The 24,217-nt window shown below is 65.5% G+C and carries 15 protein-coding genes; 7 read left to right on the top strand and 8 right to left on the bottom strand.

The genetic code is table 11. The features are described from left to right. Positions 1-71 precede the first annotated feature (71 nt). The 5 genes from QZL87_RS02020 to dgcN all read right to left on the bottom strand — a co-directional run bounded on the left by QZL87_RS02020 (position 72) and on the right by dgcN (position 8,208). Positions 72-1,646 (bottom strand): amidohydrolase family protein, encoded by a 1,575-nt coding sequence (locus QZL87_RS02020; protein WP_295323144.1) that lies wholly within the window; start codon positions 1,644-1,646, stop codon positions 72-74. A 14-nt stretch (positions 1,647-1,660) separates the two neighbouring features. Next, positions 1,661-4,474 (bottom strand): TonB-dependent receptor, encoded by a 2,814-nt coding sequence (locus QZL87_RS02025; RefSeq protein ID WP_295323147.1) that lies wholly within the window; start codon positions 4,472-4,474, stop codon positions 1,661-1,663. A gap of 78 nt (positions 4,475-4,552) precedes the next feature. Beyond that, a complete protein-coding gene (locus QZL87_RS02030) occupies positions 4,553-6,187 on the bottom strand; it encodes an amidohydrolase family protein (RefSeq protein ID WP_295323149.1) in 1,635 nt (544 codons plus the stop codon). A 36-nt stretch (positions 6,188-6,223) separates the two neighbouring features. After that, positions 6,224-7,213 carry an N-acetyl-D-Glu racemase DgcA gene (dgcA, locus tag QZL87_RS02035; protein ID WP_295323152.1) on the bottom strand — a complete coding sequence of 330 codons (990 nt, stop codon included), beginning with the start codon at positions 7,211-7,213 and terminating at the stop codon, positions 6,224-6,226. Next, positions 7,171-8,208 carry an N-acetyltransferase DgcN gene (gene dgcN / locus QZL87_RS02040; protein WP_295323154.1) on the bottom strand — a complete coding sequence of 346 codons (1,038 nt, stop codon included), beginning with the start codon at positions 8,206-8,208 and terminating at the stop codon, positions 7,171-7,173. The genes dgcA and dgcN overlap by 43 nt, the downstream gene beginning before the upstream one ends. Positions 8,209-8,406: 198 nt before the next feature. On the opposite strand from dgcN, the gene QZL87_RS02045 reads away from it, so the two are divergent. Then, complete coding sequence (locus QZL87_RS02045; RefSeq protein ID WP_295323157.1) at positions 8,407-10,131, top strand: arylsulfatase; 1,725 nt, start codon at positions 8,407-8,409, stop codon at positions 10,129-10,131. Between the two features lie 86 nt (positions 10,132-10,217). On the opposite strand, the gene QZL87_RS02050 is transcribed toward QZL87_RS02045, so the two are convergent. Further along, a complete protein-coding gene (locus QZL87_RS02050) occupies positions 10,218-12,956 on the bottom strand; it encodes a TonB-dependent receptor (RefSeq protein WP_295323160.1) in 2,739 nt (912 codons plus the stop codon). A gap of 103 nt (positions 12,957-13,059) precedes the next feature. Then, positions 13,060-14,445 (bottom strand): sulfatase-like hydrolase/transferase, encoded by a 1,386-nt coding sequence (locus QZL87_RS02055; RefSeq protein ID WP_295323162.1) that lies wholly within the window; start codon positions 14,443-14,445, stop codon positions 13,060-13,062. 156 nt (positions 14,446-14,601) lie between these two features. Between QZL87_RS02055 and QZL87_RS02060 the strand changes: the two genes are divergently transcribed. The 4 genes from QZL87_RS02060 to QZL87_RS02075 all read left to right on the top strand — a co-directional run bounded on the left by QZL87_RS02060 (position 14,602) and on the right by QZL87_RS02075 (position 20,421). Further along, entirely contained in the window at positions 14,602-15,726 is a 1,125-nt protein-coding gene (locus tag QZL87_RS02060; protein WP_295323165.1) for a hypothetical protein, read from the top strand. Positions 15,727-15,864: 138 nt separating this feature from the next. Further along, positions 15,865-17,370, top strand: coding sequence for an arylsulfatase (locus QZL87_RS02065; protein WP_295323167.1), 1,506 nt, complete (start codon positions 15,865-15,867; stop codon positions 17,368-17,370). 22 nt (positions 17,371-17,392) lie between these two features. Beyond that, positions 17,393-18,517, top strand: a complete 1,125-nt coding sequence (locus QZL87_RS02070) for a hypothetical protein (protein ID WP_295323170.1) — start codon at positions 17,393-17,395, stop codon at positions 18,515-18,517. A 2-nt stretch (positions 18,518-18,519) separates the two neighbouring features. Continuing rightward, on the top strand, positions 18,520-20,421 hold the full coding sequence (locus QZL87_RS02075; protein WP_295323173.1) for a family 43 glycosylhydrolase: 1,902 nt from the start codon (positions 18,520-18,522) through the stop codon (positions 20,419-20,421). A gap of 98 nt (positions 20,422-20,519) precedes the next feature. On the opposite strand, the gene QZL87_RS02080 is transcribed toward QZL87_RS02075, so the two are convergent. After that, positions 20,520-21,440 carry a Gfo/Idh/MocA family oxidoreductase gene (locus QZL87_RS02080; RefSeq protein ID WP_295323175.1) on the bottom strand — a complete coding sequence of 307 codons (921 nt, stop codon included), beginning with the start codon at positions 21,438-21,440 and terminating at the stop codon, positions 20,520-20,522. 109 nt (positions 21,441-21,549) lie between these two features. Here QZL87_RS02080 and QZL87_RS02085 point away from each other — a divergent pair, with 109 nt between their 5' ends. Together QZL87_RS02085 and QZL87_RS02090 are read left to right on the top strand one after the other, a co-directional pair. Further along, entirely contained in the window at positions 21,550-23,361 is a 1,812-nt protein-coding gene (locus QZL87_RS02085) for an IlvD/Edd family dehydratase (protein ID WP_295323178.1), read from the top strand. Beyond that, positions 23,361-24,215: an SMP-30/gluconolactonase/LRE family protein gene (locus QZL87_RS02090; RefSeq protein ID WP_295323181.1), complete on the top strand. Its 855-nt coding sequence runs from the start codon at positions 23,361-23,363 to the stop codon at positions 24,213-24,215. The genes QZL87_RS02085 and QZL87_RS02090 overlap by 1 nt, the downstream gene beginning before the upstream one ends. The last annotated feature ends 2 nt before the right edge of the window (positions 24,216-24,217 follow it).

The following is a 24,217-nucleotide window of genomic DNA, read 5'->3' on the forward strand; positions in this document are numbered from 1 at the left end:
CCCGCCATGGTTAGCCCCGCCCCGCCCGGCGGCAAGATGTTTTGCATCGCAGCAAGGCGGGGCTCCCGGTGTCAGTGCGGCCGGAGCAGCACGCGGCCGTGGCGATCGGCGGTGGGCTTTCCCTCCGCCAGCGCGGCTTTTCCGTTGACGAAGACATAGTCCATGCCGACCGAATAGGCGTGCGGCCGTTCATAGGTCGCAAGGTCGCGTATGGTTTCGGGGTCGAAGATGATCACGTCGGCGAAAGCGCCCTCGCGCAGCAGACCGCGGTCGGGGACGCCGAGGATTTTCGCGGGCAGGCCGGTCGCGGCGTGGATCGCCTGCGCCATCGGGATCACCGGTTTGTCGAGCACATAGCCTCGCAGCTTGCGCGGGAAGGCGCCGTAGGCGCGCGGATGCTCGGAGGTCTTGCCGAAATGCGGCAGGCCGCCGTCGGTCGAGGTCATCGTCCACGGCTGGCGCATGAAGGCCTCGACATCGGCTTCGCTCATGTTGAACGAGACCGTCGGCGCGCCGCCTGCGATCAGCATCTCGATCGCAGCGTCGAGCGGGTCCATGCCCTTGATCCGGCCGACCTCGTCGAGCCTCTTGCCCTCGAGCGAGGGATCGGGCGCGAAGCTGCGGATCATCAGCGCGTGCGGCCCGGCGCGCCGCTCGAGGTTCGGCACCATCTCTGCCCGGATCTTCGCGCGCATCGCCGGATCCTGAAGCCGCTTGGCGAGCGCCGCTGCGCCGCCTTCCTGCGCCCAGCCCGGGACAAGCGAAGCCATCAGGCTCGATCCCGATGCCGAATAGGGATATTGGTCGGCCCAGATTTCGAGCCCTTCGGCGCGCGCCTTGTCGATGCGGGCGATGACGTCGGCCGACTTGCCCCAGACCTGCGGCCCCAGCACCTTGATATGGGTGACGACGCCCGGAATCTTCGCCTCGCGCGCGACGGTGATCACCTCGTCGACCGCGGCGACGACGCCGACGTCATAATTGCCCTCGTCGCGGATATGGCTGATGTAGAGAGCGCCGGGGAAGCGCGCCGCGGCCTTCGCGAGCCCGACGATTTCGGCGGTGTTCGAATATTTGCCGGGAATGTAGAAAGGGCCGTCGGACAGGCCATAGGCGCCCGCCTGCATCGCCGCGGTGACGAGCCCTTCCATTTTCGCCTGCTCGTCGGCGGTCGCAAGACGTGCGACATCGCCCATCACCGCACGCCGCACCGCGTTGTGGCCGATCAGCGGGATGACGTTGACGCCGGGAATATTGGTATTGAGGTCGACAATCTGCTGGCCGAGTTCGGCCGGCCCGCCGCCGTCGGGATTGATCGCCAGCGTCGTGATCCCCTGATGCAGCATCGGTAACGCGGCGGCGAGTTCCTTCGTCTGGATGTTCGGCGCCGCGTGCGAATGGGGGTCGATGAAGCCCGGCGCGACGATCCGGCCGGCCGCGTCGATCAGTGTCGTCGCGGTGGCCCCGTCCGGGATCGACCCGACCGCCGCGATCCGGTCGCCCGCGATCGCTACGTCGGCGGTGCGCGCGGGGCTGCCCGTGCCGTCGTAGAGCGTGCCGCCGCGGATCAGCACGTCATAATGCTGGGCGAGGGCAGGCGCGGTGGTGGCGAGCAGGGCCGCGAGCGAGAGCGTCAGGCGTTTCATCGACCGTCCTTTCCTTACAGCTTGAACCGGATGCCGACGCGGTAGGTGCGGCCCAGCAGGTCATAGAGCGACTGGTTGGTCGCCGGCGTCGCATAGGCGCTGCCCGCCGGTCCCGGCGCGACGATCGCCGGATCCTTGTTCAGCAAATTGTTCACCGCGAGGTAGAATTCGAGCTCTTTGCCCGCCATCGCGACATCGAAGGTCAGCGAGGTGTCGAGGTAGAAGGCGCCCGCGATGTGGTTGTCGTTGATCGTCCGATTGGTGACCGTCGACGTCGGGCAGCCCGAGGTGCATTCGACGAAGCTGTTGTCATAGACGCCGCTCGAAATGCCGCGCCCCGTCAGATTGAAGTTGAAGTCGTCGGTCGCCCAATTGGCCTGGATGCGATAGAGCCATTTGGGTGTTCCGCCGGGCGCATTCTGTCCCACCGTGTCGGTGGGCGCATCGATGCCATTGTCGAAATAATTCTTGATATAGCGCGTCGCCATCGCGCGCAGCGTCAGGTCGCCACTACCCACGGGCAGGCGATAGGAACCCTCGAAATCGATCCCCTTCGCGCGCTGGACCGCGAAGTTGAACGGGCTTTCGAACACCTGCAGATTGTTGCCGAAATCATTGGGCCCGCGAACAACCGCCGCGCAAAAGGCCTGCACGCCTTCGGCGCAGCGATCGACGATCGTTTGCGCCGCGACGGTGCCGATCGCGCCGTTGATCTTGATGTCATAATAGTCGGCCGACAGCGCAAGGCCCGGGATGAAGCGCGGTTGCAGCACGACGCCGACGCCCCACTGATCGGCTTTCTCGGGGTCGAGCAGCGGGTTGCCGCGCGTCGTCCCGGCGAACTGCACCGAGGCATTGTTCTGCGTCGGGTCGATCAGCACGTTGATGCGCGTCGAACCCGCGGTGAACAACTCGCCGAGATTGGGCGCGCGAATGTCGCGCGAACGCGTCGCACGAAAGCGGATGTCGGGGATCGGTTCCCAGGTCAGGCCGGCCTTCCAGGTCGTGACATAGCCCGAGGTCGAATAGTCGGTGCCGCGCACTGCGCCGTTGAGATCGAAACCCTCGAACACCGGCACTGCGAGTTCGAGATAGGCCTCGCTGACATTGTAGGAGCCGAAGCTGGGCAGGAAGTTGCCGACGAACCAGCCCGTCTGATATTCTTCGGCCACGTCGCCCGACACCTTCTCGCGCCGGTGCTCGCCACCGATCGCGACCGACACCGGACCCGCAGGCAGCTCGAAGGCGTCGAACGACAGGTTCGCGGCGAAGACGTCCTGCTGGAATTTCTGGCGGCGGAACGGGTTGCCGAGCACATAGTCGAGCCCTTCCTGGCTCGCGGTGCCGATGCCGATGCGGTTGAAGGGCACGCAGCCATTGTCCGGGCTGGTGAGCGACGATCGGCAGACGATCGTGCCCTCGGGCACGCCGATCGCGTTGCCGGCGGGCGCGAACACCGCGTCCTGTGCGAGCGCAAGGCGCGCATTGTTGGTGATGTCGCGCGCCATCTCGCGCGTGCGACTGATCCCCTTTTGATAGTAGACGTCCCAGCGCGCGCTCGATCCGAAAAGATCGAACTCGCCGTTGGCGCCGACGACATAGCGTTGCAATTCGCGCTTCGTATCATTCTTGCGGACCGGCAGATTGGCGTTGGTGGTGCCGAGCTTGAACTCGTCGATACCCCGCAGCGCCAGCTCGTCGCGCACCGATTGCGGCAGGAAGGCATTATCCGATTGGATGGTGACATTCGCCTGGTTGAGCTGGATGCCGAGGTTGCCGAGATTCTTCGACTTGGCATAGGATGCCTGGACGAAGAGGTTGAGCCCGTCGGAGACCTCGAAGCTGAGGCGCCCGAACAGGCTCTTGCGGTTTTCGGCCGGGTCGAGCGACTGGAAGCTGTTCACCTGCGTCGATTCCCAGTCGCCGCCGATCATCCACGGGTTGCGGACGGTGCCATAATCGAACTGGCCGACCGCGCCGCCGCGGCCGAAGACGGTGCCGCGCAGCGCGGTATCGGTTATGATCCCGCCGGGCGTCGCGAGGCTGAGGCCCGCACCCGACACGACGAGCCGTTCGGGGGCGCCGTTGCCCTCCGTATAGGCGGGATTGTTGATCATGTACCAGCCCTGCTGGTTCCATTCGCGCGGCACGCTGTGCAGCCCGTCCTTGATCGCGACCTCGCCGTTGAGCAGCAAATGCCCGCCTCCGCCAGCGAAGGCGGTGCCCGCGGTCAGCGTTGCACGATAGCTGGGTGCGTCGCCATAGGTGGTGATGCCATATTCGGCCGATCCCTTGATCCCCGTATAATCCTTGTCGAGGATGAAGTTGACGACGCCCGACACGGCGTCGGAGCCATAGGCGGCCGACGCGCCGCCGGTGACGATCTCGACGCTCTTGATCAGGCCTTGCGGAAAGGTGTTCACGTCGACGAGCCCGGTCATCGTCGACCCGACCGAACGCTGGCCGTCGAGCAGCACGAGCGTGCGCGCGGTGCCGAGTGCGCGCAGGTTGAGCGCGTTGACCCCGGCGGTGCCCGCGCTGATATTGAGATTCGAGCTGGCCGGCGTGACGCTGCCGACGAGCGAGGGGATGTCGTTGACATAGTCGGCGATATTCGCCGGCGCCGAACTTTCGATATCCTCAGAATTGAGCACGGTGAGCGGGGTCGGGGCGCGGAAGCCGTCGCGCTGGATGCGGCTGCCGGTCACGGTGATCTCGGCGTCGGCATAGGTTTGGGCGGGAGGCGCGTCCTGTGCGAGTGCGGGTGCGCTCCAGAAGAGCGCGGTGGCGAGAGCCGCAGTCGATACGATCGGCGTTGATCTGGTCATGTGTCTTCCCCTTTTTTCGTTTGTTTTTGCGTGAAGGACGCCTCCGTTTCGCCGGTGTGGCCGGCGCATTTTTCCGGATTATCCGCAACTGCCTGCAGCCGGCGTGCGCGGCAGCGGCGTTCCGCCCGCGGCGCCCGTCGGCTCGCCATTCTCGAGCGCGAGTACCCCGTTGACGAGCACGAAGCGCATCCCGGTCGAAAAGAGCGCGGGATGCGCATAGTCGGCGCGCGGCGCGAAGGTCGCGGGGTCAAAGGCGATGACGTCGGCGAAGGCGCCCGCCTTGAGCTCGCCGCGACCCTCCAGCCCGAACATGCGCGCGGTGACCGTCGTGCTCTGCGCGATGAAGCGCTTGAGGTCGAGCACGCGCTTGTCCTTCACATAGGTCGCATATTTGCGCGCGTAGGAGGCGTAGTAGCGCGGGTGACCCCGCGAGGCGTCCGAACTGGTGACGACCCACGGGCGAGTCATGAAGGCGGCGATATCGGCCTCGCTCTGGTTGAACGAGGCGACCCCGGCCTCGCGCTGGCGGAGTATGGCGATCGCGGCGTCGACGGGATCGACGCCGCGTTCCTTGGCGACATCCTCGAGCGTCTTGCCCTCCACTCCGGCCGGGCCCGAGGTGATGAGAAGCGACGCGGGGCCGCCGCGGCGACGCAGATTTTCGGCGATCTCGGGGCGCATCCGCGCCATCGCCGCACCATCGTCGAACCGCTTCAGCATCGCCGCGCGTCCGCCGTCCTGCGCCCAGCGCGGGAGGAGCGCGGCCGACAGGCCGGTGCCCGAGGCCGACCAGGGATATTGGTCGGCGTGGACGATCTGCCCGGCCTTCTGCGCCTTCTCGATCTGAGCGATCACCGCTCCGGCCTGGCCGTGGACATCGACGCCGAGCGCCTTGATATGCGCGATATGGACAGGAATACCGGCATCGCGACCGATCGACAGCGCTTCGTCGACGGCGGCGGAAAGGCCGATCGTATAGCTCGATTCGTCGCGCAAATGGCTGTCGTAGATGCCGCCCTTCGCCGCCGCGGCCTTGGCAAGCGCGACGACTTCGTCGCGCTTTGCGAAGCTTTGCGGAGCGTAAAAAAGCCCGGTCGAAAGTCCGAGTGCGCCGTCGCACATCGCCTTGTCGACAAGGCCGGTCATCTGGTCGAGTTCGACGGGCGTCGGCGCGCGGTCGGCGGCACCGATGACCTTCGAACGCACGGCGCCGAGGCCGACAAAGGCGGCGAAATTGATCCCGAAGTCGCGCTTCGATTGACCCAGCCCCGCTTCGCCTTCGCCGTCCTTGCCTGGCTTTGCGGTGCCGAAGGTGCGGGCGATGTCGGGATCGCCGCCGCCGTCGACCCCGATGAAGGCGGTGGTGACGCCTTGCGTCAGGAAGGGAAGGACGAGCCGCGCGGCGGGATCGGAAGAGGCGAGCGCCTCACCCACATGGGTATGGGGGTCGATGAAGCCCGGGGCGACGATAAGTCCGGTGGCATCGATCGTTCGCGCTGCGGTTCCCGGGGCTTTCGGGCCGACATAGGTGATGCGGTCGCCGCGGATCGCGATGTCGCCGCGAAAGGGTTCGGCCTCGCCGCTGTATATGGTGCCGCCGCGCAGGATCAGGTCGGCGGCCGCCTCCGGCTGCGCGGCGCCTTGCGGCACCAGCGCGCCGCCCGCGGCGAACAGCGCGACGACCGCGGTGGTTGTCCTCAAAGAACCGATCATGTGCGACACCCCTTTTTTCTTACATAGCTAAGGACTTTATGCCGTTCCCCAAAAGCCTCGTGCGGGCGGCGTCAAGACACCTGTGCCGTGCCCGACGCCGCCCGGTCGATCCTCCGCCAGCCACAGCGGGCCGTCGAGATCGACGAAGGCCGATCGCGCCGCGATTATCAGCGCGGGCGCGATCGACAGGGACGAGGAAATCATGCTGCCGGTCATCACGCCGAGCCCGGCGGCGGTGGCAGCGTCGGCGAGCGCGAGCGCGCCGGTCAGTCCGCCGGTCTTGTCGAGCTTGATGTTGATGACCTGATATTTCTCCGCGAGCGCGCCGACGTCGCCCGCGACATGCGCCGATTCATCGGCGGCGATCGGGACGAGCGGAGTGAAGCCCACGAGTGCGCCATCTTCGTCCGCCGGGAGCGGCTGTTCGAGAAGGTCGATACGCAATTCGGCGAGCAGGGGCTGGAGCCGTTCAACCTCGGCGAAGGTCCAGCTTTCATTGGGGTCGACAATGACGCGCGGGGCGGGCGCCGCGTTGCGCACGGTGCGGATCTGCGTTTCGGGATCGCTGCGGTCGACCTTGATCTTGATCAGCGGGGCGCGGGCGAGTGCGCGGGCGGCGGCGCCCATCGCGGCGGGATCGTCGAGGCTGACGGTGATCGCGGTCGGGGTGGCGCCAAGCGGCGGGCGGCCGAGACGGTCGGTGACGCTCTGTCCCGATGCCTTGGTTTCGAGGTCCCACAGCGCGCAGTCGACCGCGTTGCGCGCCGCGCCTGCGGGCATGATTTCGGCCAGCTCTTCGCGCGTCGCGCCCGCCTCGATCGCGCCGCGCGCCGCCTCGATTGCGGCCAGCGCGCCCGCGATCGATTCGCCATAGCGCGGATAAGGCACGCCTTCGCCGCGCCCGGTGACGCCATCGCGCCCGATTTCGACCGTCACCACATCCGCCACGGTCTTGACCCCGCGCGAGATACGGAACGGCCGGGCTAGAGGGAAAGCGTCGCTTTGCGCGGCGAGGGTTCGAAGCATTTGGCGATCCAGTCGATGATGGGGTCGACGCCCATGGAGAAGGGGTCGGTGCAGGGCAGGCCGAGCGCGTCGGCGGTCTCGGCGCACAGCCGCTCGGCCTCGGCGGCGGACAGCTTGGATGTGTTGAGCGCGACGCCGACGGCGCGAACGTCGGGGTTGGTGAGTCGCGCGACCTGGAGGTTCGCGTCGAGCGTCTCGCGAAGACCCGGCATCGGATAGTGCGGCAGCCCGCGCATGTGCGGGCGCACCGGATCATGACACAGCACCAGCGCGTCGGGCTGCGCGCCGTGGAGGAGGCCGGTCGATACCCCTGCGAAAGAGGGGTGAAAGAGCGAGCCCTGGCCTTCGATCAGGTCCCAGCCATCGTCGTCGCGCGCGGGCGACAACTGCTCGATCGCGCCCGAGATGAAATCGGCGATCACCGCGTCGAGCGGTACGCCGCTGCCCGCGATCAGGATGCCGGTCTGGCCCGTCGCGCGGAAATCGGCGGCCATGCCGCGCGCGCGCATCGCGCGTTCGAGGCAGAGGGTCGCATACATCTTGCCGACCGAACAATCGGTGCCGACCGCGAGCAGGCGTTTGCCCGCGCGGCGCTTGCCGTTGCCGATCGGGATGTCGGGGCGCGGATCGCGAACGTCATGGAGCGTGCGGCCGTGGCGCCTTGCGGCTTCGACCAGCGCGGGTTCGTCGCGCAGCCGGTTGTGGAGGCCCGAGGCGACGTCTAGCCCCGCCTCGATCGCGGCGACGGCGTCGCGGACGAGGTCATCGCCCATCTTGCCTCCCGCATTGGCGATGCCGAGCACAAGCGTCCGGGCGCCTGCCGCGACTGCCTCGGCAAATCCCATCCGGGGGAGGACCAGCGACAGCTCGCAATCGTCGTGGCGAAATTCGCCGACGCAATCGCCGGGCCGGAAAACCGCGAGGCCGCGCGAGGTCTTGATGCCGACTTCGTCGTTCACATGGCCAAGATAGAGAAGATAGGGGCTGGCGATCATGAAAGGCCTCTCAGGTGGGGACAGGGGCATCATGATCGAACCATCGGATTCGCGCGTCTTCAAAGGCAATGCAAGGCCATAACCTGCGGCTATATTCAGCTAACATACTTCTGCGACAAATCTTATAAGATAAATAGGTCAATTCAGTGGCCTGAAAGAGGGATGAGTATGAGAGTTTCGAAGTCGATAGGGTGCGTCATGCGCGGAGCCGCGACCACCGCAGCCGCGCTGGCATTGCTCGCGGGACCATGCGCGTTTGCGGTCAACGCGCAGGCTCCGGCCAAGCCCGCGGCCCCGGCACCGGCCGAGCAGGGCAAGCGCCCCAATATCATCGTCATCCTCGTCGACGACATGGGTTTTTCGGACATCGGACCTTATGGCAGCGAGATTCCGACTCCGAACCTCGACGCGCTGGCCGCGAACGGCCTTCGCTTCACGCAATTCTACAATACGGCGCGTTGCAGCCCGTCGCGCGCGTCGCTGTTGACGGGACTTTATCCGCACGAAGCGGGGATGGGCGGACTCGACAGCGTCGTGCGCCCCGGTCTCGGGGGTCTTCAGGGGCGGATTGCGGACCGCGCGGTCACGATCGCCGAGGTGCTGAAGCCCGCAGGCTATTTCACCGGAATGGCCGGCAAATGGCACGTCGGCGCGCAGCATGGCACACCGCCGAAAGAGGTGGGGTTCGACCGCTCCTTGTTTCACAAGGGCGGGACCTATTTCCCGAACCAGCCGGGCCGCGAGTTCGTCATGATCGACGGCCAGCGCACGCCGCTCGACTCGCCCGAGGTGGGCGAGGGCGAATGGTATGCGTCGGACATGCTGGTCGATTGGACCGTGCGCTTCGTCGACGAAGCGAAGGCGGCAGGAAAGCCCTTCTTCCTTTACCTGCCGTTCACCGCGGTCCATTTTCCGGTGATGGCGCCCGCCGACGAGATCGCGAAGTTCAAGGGCAAATATATGGCGGGCTGGGAGAGGCTGCGCCGCGACCGGTTCGAGCGCCAGAAGAAGATGGGGCTGATCGCCGCCGATGCGGTACTGCCGGACGTGCTGCCCGAGGCTTATGACTGGGACAAGCTGCCTGCGGCCGACAAGGACCGGTTCGACACGATCATGGCGGTCTATGCCGCCGCCGTTTCGCGGATGGACAAGGCGGTCGGGACGCTGGTCGCCGACCTCAAGGCGCGCGGCGAGTTCGACAACACGCTGATCCTCTTCATGTCGGACAATGGCGGCAACGCCGAAAGCGGTCCCGACGGCCGCACCGGCGCGGCGCCGTGGGGCGGCAAAGATTCGAACGTCTTTGTCGGGCTCAACTGGGCGACGCTTCAGAACACGCCGTTCCGCTATTTCAAACATTATGCCGAGGAAGGCGGGATCGCGACGCCGCTGATTGCATCATGGCCCGCCGGGATCGATGCGAAGTCACGCGGCACGATGGTGCGCGAGCCCGGGCATCTGGTCGACATCATGCCGACGCTCGCCGAGCTTGCCGGCGCCCGATATCCCGCGCGCTTCGACGGACACGAGATTCGCCCGATGTCGGGGCGCAGCTTCGCCGGTGCGTTCGAGGGCGGGTCGTTAACGCGCAGCGTGCCGATATTCTGGGAGCATGAGGGCAACAAGGCGGTCCGCGACGGCAAGTGGAAGCTGGTCGCGCAGTTCGGCGCTCCCTGGCAGCTTTACGACATGAGCAGCGATCGGACCGAGACCCGCGACCTTGCCGCCGCGCACCCCGACATCGCCGCGCGCATGGCGAAGCAGTGGGGTGACTGGGCCGCGACGAGCTTCGTCGATCCGTGGCCGAACAAGGTCGACGGCGGTGTGGTCAAGGGCCGGCTGGAAGGCGGCAAGGCGCCGGGCAAGGGCAAGCGCGGGAAGGGGAAACGCAAGCATGCTGCACAGGCGGCGGCCGGCGAATGACGCGCACGGCGTTTCACGCGCCCGAAAAAGAAGCCCGCAATCGCCGGGTAGCGATTGCGGGCCGATGTTTCCCGTGGAGGATGGGATTAGAAGCGGAAGCGCACCCCGACGCGATAGATCGTTTCGAGGAAACGCGTCTGCCACGGATAGGTGTTTCCGTCGGCGTCATATTGCCGGTGGTTGGTCGCGGCCGCGCCGAGCAGGTTCGTGGCGCTGAACGCGATGGTCACATTCTTCGTCGGATCGAGCGTCGCGTTGAAGTCGAGGCTGCCGCGGCCGTCTTCGACCACCGGCAGCGTCGGGCCGAGCACCGCCGCACCGAGCGCCGGGTCGTTCACGCGGTTATACACAACCACGAAGTCCGACCGGTAATTATACGAAAGCCGCGCCGAGAAGGACCGGTTTTCGTAAAAGACCGACGCGTTCGCGATATGGTTCGACACCCCCGCGATCCGCTGCTTGCCCGGCAGACTCTCCGCCAGCGCCTCGGGCAATTCGGTGCCATGGTCGATATAGGTATAGTTCGCGAGGACGCCGAAATTCTGCAGCCATTCGGGCAGCTGCGGGAAGCGGAGGAAGGTACGGAACGCCGCTTCGATGCCGCGCAGCCGGCCTTCGCCGCCATTGAACGGGCGCGTGACGCGCAGGCGTCCGAACTCGGCGTCCTCGACATCGGTCGTGAAGTCGGAAATGAAGCCCGTCACGTCGCGCTGAAAAAGACCGAGCGTGAGCGAGCCGCCGCGCGAGAAATACCATTCGAGCGACGCGTCGTAGTTCTGCGACTTGATCGGCTCGAGGTCGGCGTTGCCGCCATTCGACGTGCGGACGCAATTGGGGTTGTTCGGTCCCGCCTCCGGATCGTCGGGGCTGGGCGTGCAGATCGTCGCCGGGGCGCCGATCGTCAGCGAGGGATTCAGGTCGCCGAAGCCGGGCCGCGTCCGCGTTTCGGTGAAGGCGAGGCGGAGTTGCAGCTTGGGCATCAGGCGCAGGCGCGCGCTGACGTTGGGCAGGAAGTCGGTATAGGATTTGCTGCGCGATACCGGCCGCAGGATCGTCTCTCCGCCCTCGGTCACCCGGTCGAACCCGTTGATCTCGGTCTCGGTGCGCACGGCGCGAAGGCCGACGAGGCCATCGACCGTCATGCTGCCGAGGTCGAAAGCATAGCGGCCCTGGACATAGCCCGCATATCCCTTTTCATTCCCGAAATAGACCCGGTCGAACGGCGGGACTTCGGTACGGTCCCCCGTGAGATCGCGTAGGAAGTCCAGATTCGCCATGATGCTGTCGGCGGTCGGGGTGAGGAAGACGCGCGTGATCGGCACCTTGTCCCCGCGAAAACCCGGGGCGACGGTGTGATAGTCGAGCGGCAGCAGCGAATAGAATTGACCGGCGGGTGCATTGCCCCGTTCCGAATAATTGGCGAAGTCGAAATCGCGGCTGTTGAAGCGGACACCCGCCTGGAGGTTGGTGACGCCCGTCGGCCCCATCCGGTAATCGAGATCGAGCCGCCCCTGCCAGTCGCGGCCGTGGCTCCGCTCGCCATTTTCGCCAAGCGCCACCATGCGATAGCGCGAGGGATCGTTGACGGGGAAATTGGACACGACGACCCCGCCGCCACCGGCGCCGATGTCGGTGTCGAAATCATAGGTCCGCGTCGGTTGCGGCACGACGAGCGAATAGTTGAACTGCGTCGTTTCGCGAGTGTAGGTCGAATCGGTGAAGGCGACGTCGCCGGTGATCTTCAGGCCGTCACGCTTCCAGATGAAGCCGGTGCCCGCCTGATAGGTGTCGGTCTTGCCATAGACGACATTCTGGTTGCCCGTCGGAATGCCGCCCGCGCTCGCGGTCATGCTCTTGACCTTGTTGGTGCCGGGAAACAGTTCGATGTCGGTCAGATTGGCCTGCACGCCCGAGTTGATCTGGAGGTTGCTGCCGTATCCGCTGCTCCGATAGCCCTGGAACAGGAAGTCGGCATAGAGTTCGAGCTCGTTGCTCGGGCGCCATTGCAGCGCGGTCGCCACCGACGGCCGATACCGGTCGGCGGTGTTATAGTTGATGTTGACGAACGACGGATAGCGGATCGTGCCGAGGCCCGCGACGTTACGGCTGAGAATCGCCTGCGCGACGTTGCGCGAGGAATCGAGGAATTTGAGGTCGGTGTAGGATCCCTCGATCAGAAAGCCGATGTCGCCGATGCCCGTTTCCCACCGCTTGCTCAGCAGAAGGTTGGCGTCGACACCCAGTTTCTGCGACTGTTTCCAATGCACGCCGCTGATCCCGCCGGCGATGCGGTCGCCCTTGAAATCGAGCGGCTTGCGCGCCCGCACGTCGATCAGGCCGGCGACGCCGGGTTCGAGCAGATTGGCGCTGCCCGATTTATAGACGTCGAGGCGGGCGATACTGCTCGACGGGAAGTCCTGAAGTGCGACCGCGCGGCCCTGACCGGTGAAGAGTTCGCGTCCGTTGTAGGTGGTGGCGATGTTCGGCAAGCCGCGAACGCGGGTGCCGGCGGCGGTGCCGTTCGCATAATCGACCTGGACGCCTGTGATGCGCGCCAGCGATTCGGTCGCGGTGACGTCGGGCAGCTTGCCGATATCCTCGGCGACGATCGAATCGACGATCTGATCGGAGTCTTCCTTGATCGCCTGCGACGTCTCGAGGCTGCGCTGGATCGCGGTAACGACGATGGCGTCATCGGCCGTCGGGTCCTCCGGTGCTGAATCGACGGTGACCTGTCCATCCTGATCCTGGGCCAGTGCCGCCGATGGCATGGCGATGAGCGCCAAGGCCGACGTGGTGCACGCCAGGATTATTCGGTTTCGCATGGTAATCTCCCCCTAAAAATTTGGCCAGATATAGAATTAATATGATAAAATAAAGGACGGCGGCGATGACCGGTCCGGGCCCGATCCGCCACCGATATTTCCATTACATGGGCGGTTGTTTGGACATGGTCGGGGCGGGCAGGCCGGCGATCCATTTGGCGAGCTTTGCCGACAGGGTCCTGGTGATCGCCGGCTCCTCGGCCGCGCGATCCTGCCGCTCCTGCGGGTCGCGTTCGATATTGTAGAGTTCTGCGTCGCTGCCGCCGGCGTTCATCAGCAATTTCCAGGGCCCCGACCGGATCGAATAGAGAGGTCCGAAGGCTTCGCTGTCCGTGCGGGCGATATGGCTATAGATATCGGGGCGCGAGGTGAGAGGCCGACCCCGCCACGCGGCAGAAATGTCGATGCCGTCGATCCCGGCCGGCTTCGGCGCGCCGGTGATCGCGGCGAGCGTGGGCAACAGGTCGACCGCCTGCACGACGCTTTGCGCATCGCGGCCGCCGCTGGCGATGTGGCCGGGCCAGCGGACGATCAGCGGCTGGCGTACGCCACCTTCGTAGAGGCTCGCTTTCCGGCCGCGATAGGGCGCCGCCGACCCCGGCGTGTTGGCGCCGATGGTGGGGCCGTTGTCGGAGGTGAAAACGATCAGCGTGTCTTCGAGTTCGCCCGCTTGCCGCAGGCCGTCGACGAGGCGGCCGATCTCGGCATCCATCGCGACGAGCACGGCAAGGAACTGGTCCTCGCGCGGCGTGGCACCCTTGCCCTTGGTGACCGCGAGTTGCTCGGGGCTGGGCACCCACGGCGTATGCATGTCGGTCAGCCAGAGCTGTGCGAACCACGGGCGGTCCTTGCTGCGTCCGACGAAATTCAGCGTCTTGTCGACGAAGCGGCGGGTGATCTCGGCGCGAGGAAGCCATTCGACCGGGCCCTGGCCGAGTTCGGCGCTCTGCTGCCCGAGCCGGTTGGTGAGGTCGGTGGGCAGGACGCGCGGACCGAGGCCCTCCCACTGGGTATAGCTTTCGTCGAAGCCATAGGCCGATGGAAGCGGGGCGTCGCCGACGTCGCGTCCGCCGCCCAAGTGCCATTTGCCGAAATGGCCGGTGGCATAACCCGCCTGTCGCATCAGGCGCGGCAGGACGGGCAGCGACGGGTCGAGCCAGTCGGCCTGACCGAAGGCGCGGTTGCGCTTGCGGCCGTCGATATAGGTGACGAAGCGGTCGCGCGCGGGAAAGCGTCCCGTCATGAAGCCGGCGCGCGACGGCGAGCAGATCGGCGCGGCGTCGTAGAATTGCGTCATCACCATGCCGTCGCGCGCGAGTGCGTCGATGTTCGGCGTGGCGACCAGCGTGTTGCCGGTCAGCGACAGGTCGGCATATCCCATGTCGTCGATCAGGATGAAGAGGATATTCGGCTGCCGCGCCGGCGCGGGCGATTCCGCCGGTATTGAGGCGGGTGCAAAGCCGCGGGCGGGGGTGCCGGCGCCGAGCATTGCGAAAAGGGCGGCTCCTGCCGCCCCGATCATCCATCGACGCGTGTGCCGGGCCGATTTCATCCATTCCTCCCTTGTCGGCTGAGCGACTTCGTTATATCTGTATTATCGTATAATTAAGATGAGTCAAGTTTGCGGCATGGAACGGGAGGCGGGATGCGGGGAAAATGGATTGGGGTGGCGGGTGCGGCGCTGGCGTCGCAGCCGGGTGCAGCGATGGCGCAGGGTGCGCTCGGGGCGAATTTCAACGAGCATTATGAGGACGTCGATTATCGCGAACTCGATAGCGCGGGCGCGAAATGGATTCGGCTTTTCCTGCCGATGCCGCAGGTTGATCGCGGGGCGGCCGGACATGGCGCGATCCGCACGGTGCTTGACGCCGGCGCGCGCGGGTACAAGACGATCTTCACGTTGAAATGGCCGCAGAACGACCGCGACTTTGCCAAGGCGGGAAGCGCGGAGTTCGCGCGCGAGCTGGCCCGACTCGATGCGGTGTTGCCGCTCGTGATGGGCAAGGTCGACATATTGGTGATCGGCAACGAGCCCTATTTCGAAACGCGCGAGCAGGATCGCGACCTCGACCTCAATGCCTTTTACGAGGCGATGGCGGGCCGGATCATCGCCTATCGCAAGGCCAATTGCGGCGGCGACTGCAAGACGAAGCTTTATATGGGGGCGCTCAACCGGCTCGACCTCAGGAAGAATATCACGCCGTCGACCGAACGTTGGCTCGCGTTCGTGAAGGCGACGCCGGAGATCGACGGCGTCAATATCCACCCGCATGTTCCCAGAATCGAGCTGTCGAAGGCGTTTCTCGACTATATCCTGCCGCGGATGCGTCCCGAGCAGACGTTCATCGTCACCGAATTCTCGCTCGTCGGCTGGTGGCAGCAAAATCTGGCCAAGCCGGTCGCGCCCGCCTTCGCCGACAAATATCGGGCGCCGCGCGATGCGCAGAATTGGCAGATCATCAAGGCGGCGCTCGAAACGCCTTTCCCGAAGGAGCAGTGGGACGATTTCCTGCGGATGAGCCCGTGGTTCGAGAACCGCAAACATTATGTCGCCAACCAGATGAAGATATTCCGCGACACCGGCCGGCTCGCGGTCGCGACCTACGGCTTCAAGCAGGGCAGCTCGATGTCGAACAATTTCGGTCCGAAGAAGACACCGTGGCTGCTCAACAGCGTCTATGCGGGCCGCACGATCCGTCCGAATGCGGATGGCACCGCAGCGTTCAACTATGCCTGGATCGACGATTTCCGGCGGATGCAGGCGAAATAGCCTAGCCGCGTTGCGTCCTCTGATTAAATCATATATATCCTACTCTGGGCGAGGAGGAGAGGGGCCTTGAAATCCACATTGTCGCGTCGGGCGCTCCTGCTGGCGGGCGCGGGGGTGGCTGCTCTGCCAAGAGTCGCCTTGGCGGCCACGCCGCGCACCAAACCCAACATCATCGTCATCTATGCCGACGATCTCGGCTATGGCGACCTCTCCTGCTATGGTGCAAAGGCGCTGAAGACGCCCCATGTCGACCGGCTCGCGGCGCGCGGGACGCGCTTCGTCAACGCGCATTCGCCTTCGGCGACCTGCACTCCGTCGCGCTATGCGCTACTGACTGGCGATTATGCCTGGCGCGCGTCGGGAACGCAGATCCTGCCCGGCGATGCGCCCGCGTTGATCCGCCCGGGGCAGTTTACCTTGCCGCATATGCTGAAGAAGGCGGGTTATGCCACCGGCGTCGTGGGCAAATGGCATCTCGGCCTTGGCGACGGCAAGGTCGACTGGAACGGCGAGATCGCGCCCGGGCCGCTCGATGTCGGCTTCGACTATGGCTATTTCATGCCCGCGACGCTCGACCGCGTGCCGACGGTGCTGATCGAGAACCGGCGCGTCATGAACCTCGATCCCGCCGATCCGATCCGCGTCGACTACAAGGCCAAGGTCGGTGACGAGCCGACCGGAGCCGAACATCCCGAGCAGCTCAAATTCAAGGGCGATCCCGAACATTCGAACACGATCGTCAACGGCATCAGCCGCATCGGTTACATGAGCGGCGGCAAGGCGGCGCGCTGGAAGGACGAGGATCTCACCGACCAATTGCTCGGCAAGGCAATCGATTTCGTGACCGCGCGAAAAGGCGAGCCCTTCTTTCTCTATTTCGCGATGAACGAGCCGCACGTCCCGCGCGCGCCGCATCCGCGCTTCGTCGGCACCTCGGGCATGGGGCCGCGCGGCGACACGATCGTCCAGTTCGACTGGACCGTCGGTGCGCTGATCGACAAGCTCGCCGAGCTTGGCATCGCCGACGACACGCTGGTCATCCTCAGCAGCGACAATGGCCCAATCCTGTTCGACGGCTATGACGATCGGGCGGTAGAACTGGCAGGCGATCACAAGCCTTCGGGACCGTATCGCAGCGGTAAATACAGCATCTACGAAGGCGGCACGCGGGTGCCGATGATCGTTAGCTGGCCGGGGCATGTGCGCGAAGGCCATGTGTCGGAAGCGTTGGTCGATCATGTCGACATGGTCGCATCCCTTGCCGCTCTCGTGGGGCAGGCACTGCCGCAGGACGCCGCGGTCGACAGCTTCGACATGCTGGTGCCGCTGATGGGGCGCAGCGAACGCGGTCGCGACCATGTGGTCGAGGATACCAAGCTGATGGTGACGACGGGATCGACCGTCGCGAGCAGCGGGGCGCGCATTCTCGCGCTGCGCGTCGGCGACTGGAAGTTCATTCGCGGCAGCGTGGAACCGCACGAGTTCCATGGCAATGCGATCGGTACGTCGCCGCGGCACCAGCTCTATAATCTGGCGAGCGACCCCGGCGAGCGCGAGAATCTCGCCGCGAAGATGCCCGACCTGACTGCCCGGCTCGCGGCGCGGCTCGACAAGATCGAAAGCGACGGCCGCAGCCGGCCGTGATCAGGATCAAGAGGAGATGATGATGATGCGGGGATTGTTCGCCGCCGTTGCGGCGATTGCCTGCCTGCCGGGCATTGCGCAGGCGCAGGGGGCGCTCGGGGCGAATTACAACGAGCATTATGAGGATATCGATTATCGCGACCTCGAAAAGGCCGGTGCCCGCTGGGTCCGCCTGTTCGTGCCGATGCCGCAGCTCGACCGCGGTGCCGCGGACCATGGCGCGGTCAAGGCGATCCTCGATGCGCATGCGCGCGGCTACAAGACGATCCTGACCCTGAAATTCCCTTATAACCGCGGAGATTTCCCGAAGGCGGGCACGCCGGCGTTCGATCGCGAACTCGCGCGTGTCGATGCGGTGCTGCCGCTCGTGGTCGGCAAGGTCGATATATTGGTAGTCGGCAACGAGCCCTATATCGAGAGCCGCGAGGAGGATCGCGACCTCGACCTCAACGCCTTTTACGAGGCGATGGCGAAGCGCGCGATCGCCTATCGCGCCAAGGCATGCCCGGGCGAATGCAAGACGCGCCTGTATATGGGGGCGCTCAACCGCTTGGATATCAAGAAGAAGCAGACCGCATCCACCGAACGCTGGATGGCGTTCGTGAAGACGACGCCGGAGATCGACGGGGTCAATATCCACCCTCACATCCCCGCGATCCAGGCGTCGAAGCCCTTTCTCGACTATATCCTGCCGCGGATGCGGCCCGAGCAGAAATTCATCGTCACCGAATTTTCGCTCGTCTGGTGGTGGCAGCAGAATATGAAGGGCGTGGTGAATCCCGCCTTCGCCGACAAATATCAGGCGCCTCGCACCGCGCAGAATTGGCAGATTATCAAGGCGGCGCTCGAAACGCCTTTCCCCAGGGAGCAGTGGGACGATTTCCTGCGGATGAGCCCGTGGTTCGAGAACCGCAAACATTATGTCGCCAACCAGATGAAGATATTCCGCGACACCGGCCGACTTGCGGTCGCGACCTACGGCTTCAAGCAGGGCAGTTCGATGTCGCGGAATTTCGGGCCCGACAAGACGCCGTGGCTGCTCAACAGCGTGTTCGCCCCGGCGACGATCCGCAAGAATGCGGATGGCAGCGCGGCGCCGAACTATGTGATTTTCGACGACTTCAAGGCGCTCCAGAAAGGTAAATGACCGTGCAGAAGAAGACCTGGATCAGCGGCCTGATGTTGGCGGCGCTGTCGTTCGCGCCGGCCGCCGGCGCGCAGCAGAAGCTGAAGAGTGCCGTCGCCGACGATATTTTCGCCGACCATCCGTCGATGGACAGGAATGCGACGGTGATGCCCGCTGCTGACGCAAAGCCCGTCGCGCCGATCTTCTCCGAACGGCCGATCGGCGATGCGTCGGTCGCACGGTTGCCGGGTGGCGGATGGATCCTCACCGGCACCACGCTGCGCACCGGCGCGCGCCACGGCGTCGAACTGTGGGCCTCGCCCGATGCAAAAAAATGGACGCGCATCGGCCCTGCCAGGATTTCGGGCAACGGGATTACGCCGGGTGACGTATCCGAACGCTATCTGGCGCCTTCGGTGACGGTCGCGGGCGACAGGCTCTATCTCGCCTTCTCCGACAAGGCGGGCTGCGCTCGTGTCGCGACAGGGCTGGCGGCGCGGCCCGGCGGCGCGTTCGAGGCTTCGCCCTGCCTCGTCGAGGATGCGTCCGACGTGTCGCTGTTCGTGGATACGGACGGCGCGGGCTATCTTCTGTGGGGCGGCGGTTCGATCGCGAAGCTTGCGCCGGGTTTTGCGAAGCTTGCGGAGACGCCGCGCTTCCTGAAGCCCGATCAGGCGCTGTTCGCCAAGCATCCGCCGGTCGGCAAGGACTGGCCGGTGCGCACGCGCGTCGGCGTGCGCGGCGCGGCGATGTTCCGCGACGGCGACAGCTATGTCCTCGCCGCGAGCGAGGTCACCGGGCGGATGCGTACCGCGACCGAGGATCTGTTCATGGCCGAGGCGCCGACCCCCTATGGCCCGTTCACGATGCGCATGCTTGCAGTGCCGCACGCGGGTCGCGGTTCGGTAGTGCGGCTTGATGACGGCCAGCTCGCCGCAGCCTATAACCCCAAATGCGACGACAGCTTTGCGATGTTCTGCGAGCAGGTCGGGCTGGTACCGCTCGAGCGCGCGCCCGACGGGCGGCTGCGGCAGGCGGCGTCGGTGATCACCGAAGACAGCGCGGTCGCGGCGCGCAAGGCGCTGATCACCAGCGAGACGATGCGCGACCCGTCGGTGACGCTCGGCGGCGACGGCTATTATTATCTCGTCGGGACGCTCGACGGCTATGGCTATCACAAGCCGGACGGCGGCGTGAAGCTGTGGCGCTCGTCGGACCTCAACCAATGGGACGAGGTCGGCTTCATCTGGAAGTGGGAAGGCATGGGCTATGATTTCGGCAAGAATATCGCCGAACTCTGGGCGCCCGAGATCATGTGGTCGGCGCGTGACAAGACCTATTATCTCGCTTTTTCGGTGATGGAGAAGGGCGTTGGCGGCAAGACCTGGCTCTATCGCTCCACGACGGGCAAGGCCGAAGGGCCATATGAAAATGTGACGAAAAGCTTTTTCGTCAAAGGCATCGACGGCTTCCCGTTCGAGGACGATGACGGCCTCTATTTCCTGTGGGGCGGCGGCAACATCGGCAAGCTCAACGCCACACGGAGTGGCTTCGAGGGACCGGTGCGCCAGCTTGTCGACGCCGATGGCGATCATGTCGGCTATGAAGGCAATGGCCTGATCAAGGCCAATGGCGTCTATTTTCTGACCGGCGCCGAATGGCACGGTCCACTGCGCACGCACGGCACCTATGACATGATGTACGGCACGTCGAAGAGCCTGTTCGGCCCCTATACGCAGCGCCGCATGGGGGCGCCGCACGGCGGCCACGGCACGGCGTTTCGCGACAAGCAGGGCCGCTATTGGTACACGATGTTCGGCAACGATCCGACCGCGCCGTGGCGCATGCAGTTCGGGCTGGTGCCGATCGACATCGGGGATGCCGAGTCGATCGGCATTCCGCGGATCGGCGCTGCGCGCGACTAGGCACACGCTTCACTGTTTTCGTCCGCTCTCCCGCATGCCCGCCATCCTCTTCGGGGGTGGCGGGCCTTTTTTGGCTCAGCGGTTGCGACGTCTGTTCCTCAGAACTGGAAGGGCGCGACCGTGCGTCGTTCGGCCACGAGGAAGGCGTCGGCGACGAGCTGGAGCGGGCGAATGTCGACCTCGCTCTTGCCCGCCGCGACCAGCTCGGCGAAGCGCGTGTAGAGGCGGGGATATTCGCGATCTTCGCGGGTGATCGGTTCGCCGCCTGGCAACTCGAGCACGCTGCCGCCCATCGACAACCGTAAGGTTCCCGCGTCCGTTTCGACTTCGATATCCCAGCTTTGCGGGCCGGTTTGCAGGAAATCGAGGTCGGCGGTCACCGCCGCATCGCCGCTTCGCATCATCATGGTCGCGGCAATCGGCGAGCTGCGCCCGTCGGGAATATCGATGCGCGCCGCGTCGAGAAGCAGGGGGGCGGGGAGGATCGCGGTCATGATCGACAGCGCGTTTATGCCGGGATCGAAGACGCCGAAGCCGCCGGCGTCGAGGATCCATTCCTGCCCCGGATGCCAGCGGCGGATATCTTCCTTCCACCGGATATGCGCCGCGCGAATCCGCTTGTCGCGCAGCCAGTCGCGCGCCGGGGCGACCCCCGCCGCCTCGCGCGAATGCCAGGTCGCGAACAGGGTGACGCCGCGCGCGCGGGCGTGAATGGCGAGCGCGCTGATCTCGGTCGTGGTCGCGGCGGGCGGCTTTTCGAGCATGACATGCAGTCCCGCGTCGATCGCCGCCGCCGCGATCGCGTGGCGGCCGACCGGCGGAGTGCAGATCGACACGGCGTCGAGGCGATGGTCGCCCGCGATCATCGCGGCGATGTCGGCATGTCCCGGCACGCCATCGAGCTGCGCGTGGCGGCTGGCGGTCGCGACAAGCGCGTATCGATCGTCCGCATGGATGGCGGGAAGATGCTGGTCGCGCGCGATTTTTCCGATTCCGACCAATCCCAAGCGAATCATCATTCTTCATCCTATTTTTATTTGTCTGATATATATGCTTCCTATCTGCGACGGTTCAGGTTATCAACCGATTCCGGGCTTGGGCCGAAAATGTGCATCGAGAAGGATATATATGGGAGACGGGGCGAAAACGCGGCCAGACGGCAAGGGAGGGCTGCGGTCGCGTGCCTGGTTCGACAATCCGGATAATCCGGACATGACGGCGCTCTATCTCGAACGCTATCTGAACTATGGTTTCAGCATCGACGAGTTGCAGTCGGGGCGGCCGATCATCGGCATCGCGCAGACCGGCAGCGACCTGACGCCCTGCAACCGCCACCACCTTGAGCTCGCGAAGCGCGTGCGCGACGGGATTCGCGACGCGGGCGGCATTGCGATCGAATTTCCGACGCACCCGATCCAGGAAACCGGCAAGCGGCCGACCGCGGGGCTCGACCGCAACCTCCAGTATCTGAGCCTCGTCGAAGCGATGCACGGTTATCCGCTCGACGGTGTTGTGTTGACGGTCGGCTGCGACAAAACGACGCCCGCGTGCCTGATGGCGGCGGCGACGGTGAATATCCCGGCGATCGCGCTGTCGGTCGGTCCGATGCTCAACGGCTGGTTCAAGGGCGAACGCACCGGATCGGGCACGATCGTCTGGCGCGCGCGCGAAATGCTCGCGGCGGGCGAGATCGATTATAAAGGGTTTCTCGAACTCGTCGCTTCGTCGGCGCCATCGACCGGCTGGTGCAACACGATGGGCACCGCGACGACGATGAATTCGCTGACCGAGGCGCTCGGCATGTCGCTGCCCGGATCGGCGGCGATCCCCGCGCCCTATCGCGACCGGCAGGAATGCGCCTATCGCACCGGAATGCAGATCGTCGAGATGGTCCACGCCGACCGTAAGCCGAGCGACATATTGACGCGCACCGCTTTCCTGAATGCGATCCGCGTCAACTCGGCGATCGGCGGATCGACCAACGCGCCGATCCACCTCAACGCGATCGCGCGTCATATCGGGGTCGAACTGACGCTTGAGGATTGGGAGGTGCAGGGCGCCGACATTCCGCTGATCGTCAATCTGCAGCCTGCGGGCGCTTATCTGGCCGAGGATTTCTATCGCGCCGGCGGCGTGCCCGCGGTGATGGGGCAGTTGCTTCGTGCCGGGCTGATCGACGGCGATGCGCTCACCGCCAACGGGCAGACGGTTGCGGCGAATATCGGCGAGGCGGACACGCAGGACATCGACGTCATCCGAACGCTCGACGCGCCGCTGAAGCCCGCCGCTGGGCTTACGGTGCTGCGCGGCAATTTGTTCGACAATGCGGTGATGAAGCTCAGCGTCATCTCGCCCGAGTTTCGCGAGCGTTATCTGAGCAATGCGGCCGATCCCGACGCGTTCGAGGGCGTCGCGATCGTGTTCGACGGGCCCGAGGATTATCACAGCCGCATCGACGATCCGGCGCTCGGCGCCGACGCCCACTCGATCCTGATCATGCGCGGCGCGGGGCCGATCGGCTACCCGGGCGGGGCCGAGGTGGTGAACATGCGCCCGCCCGCCGCGCTGATCCAGGCGGGCGTCCACGCGCTGCCGTGCATCGGCGACGGCCGTCAGTCGGGAACGAGCGGCAGCCCGTCGATCCTGAACGCCGCGCCCGAAGCCGTCGTCGGCGGCGGGTTGGCGCTGGTGCGGACCGGCGACCGTATCCGCATCGACCTTGCGAAGCGCACCGCGAACATGCTCGTCGACGACGCCGAGCTCGATCGCCGCCGCGCCGAGCTCAAGGCCGATCCCGACTATATGCCGCCCGCGCAGACGCCGTGGCAGGAAATCCACCGCGCGTTGACCGGCCAGTTCGACAGTGGCGCGGTCCTCGAAATGGCGGTCAAATATCAGCGCGTCGCGCAGGCGCATGGCTTACCGCGGGACAGTCACTGATGTCCGATGTGCGAGTGATTGCGCGGGAGGGGCGCGACCGGCTGGGCGAAGGCCCGATGTGGTCGGCGCGGCACGGCGCGCTGTTCTGGGTCGACATATTGGGCCGGCGGATCAACCGCATGACGCTCGCCGACGGCCGCGTCGACAGCTTTGAGCAGCCCCATTATGCGGCCTGGATCATCGAGCGCGAGGCGGGCGGTTTCGTGGCCGGGATCGGGCGCGACATCGTACGCATCGACCTCGATGCCGATGCGCGCGAACCGATCGTTTCGGTCGATCCGCGCAACGCGGCGAACCGCCTGAACGATGCGAAGGCGGACGCGCTGGGACGGATCTGGGCCGGGACGATGCCCGTCACCTGCGACCGGCCGTCAGGGGCTTTCTATCGCCTCGATCCCGACGGCACGCTGGCGCAGGTTGATGGTCCCTATACGATCGCCAACGGTCCCGCGATCGACCCCGGCGGCGCTTTCCTGCTCCACACCGATACCGCGCGCGGGACGATCTTTCGCTTCGATATCCGCGATGACGGATTATTGGGAGAAGCCGCGCCCTTCATCCTGTTCGAAGAGGATTGGGGCAATCCCGACGGGATGACCTTCGACGCCGATGGCGGTTTGTGGGTCGCCTGCTGGGGCGCCTCGCGCGTCATGCGCTTCGCGCCCGACGGGACGCCCGATCGGCATATCCCGCTTCCGGCGTCGCAAATCACCAGCTGCACCTTTGCGGGACCCGGCCTCGACCGGATGTTCGTCACTTCGGCGTCCGACGGCGTGAACGAACCGCATGGCGGCGCGCTGTTCGAAGTCGATCCCGGATGCCGCGGCCTGCCGGCGCAGAAATACAAGGGTTAGAG

The sequence above is a fragment of the uncultured Sphingopyxis sp. genome, from assembly GCF_900078365.1.
Taxonomy (GTDB): Bacteria; Pseudomonadota; Alphaproteobacteria; order Sphingomonadales; family Sphingomonadaceae; genus Sphingopyxis.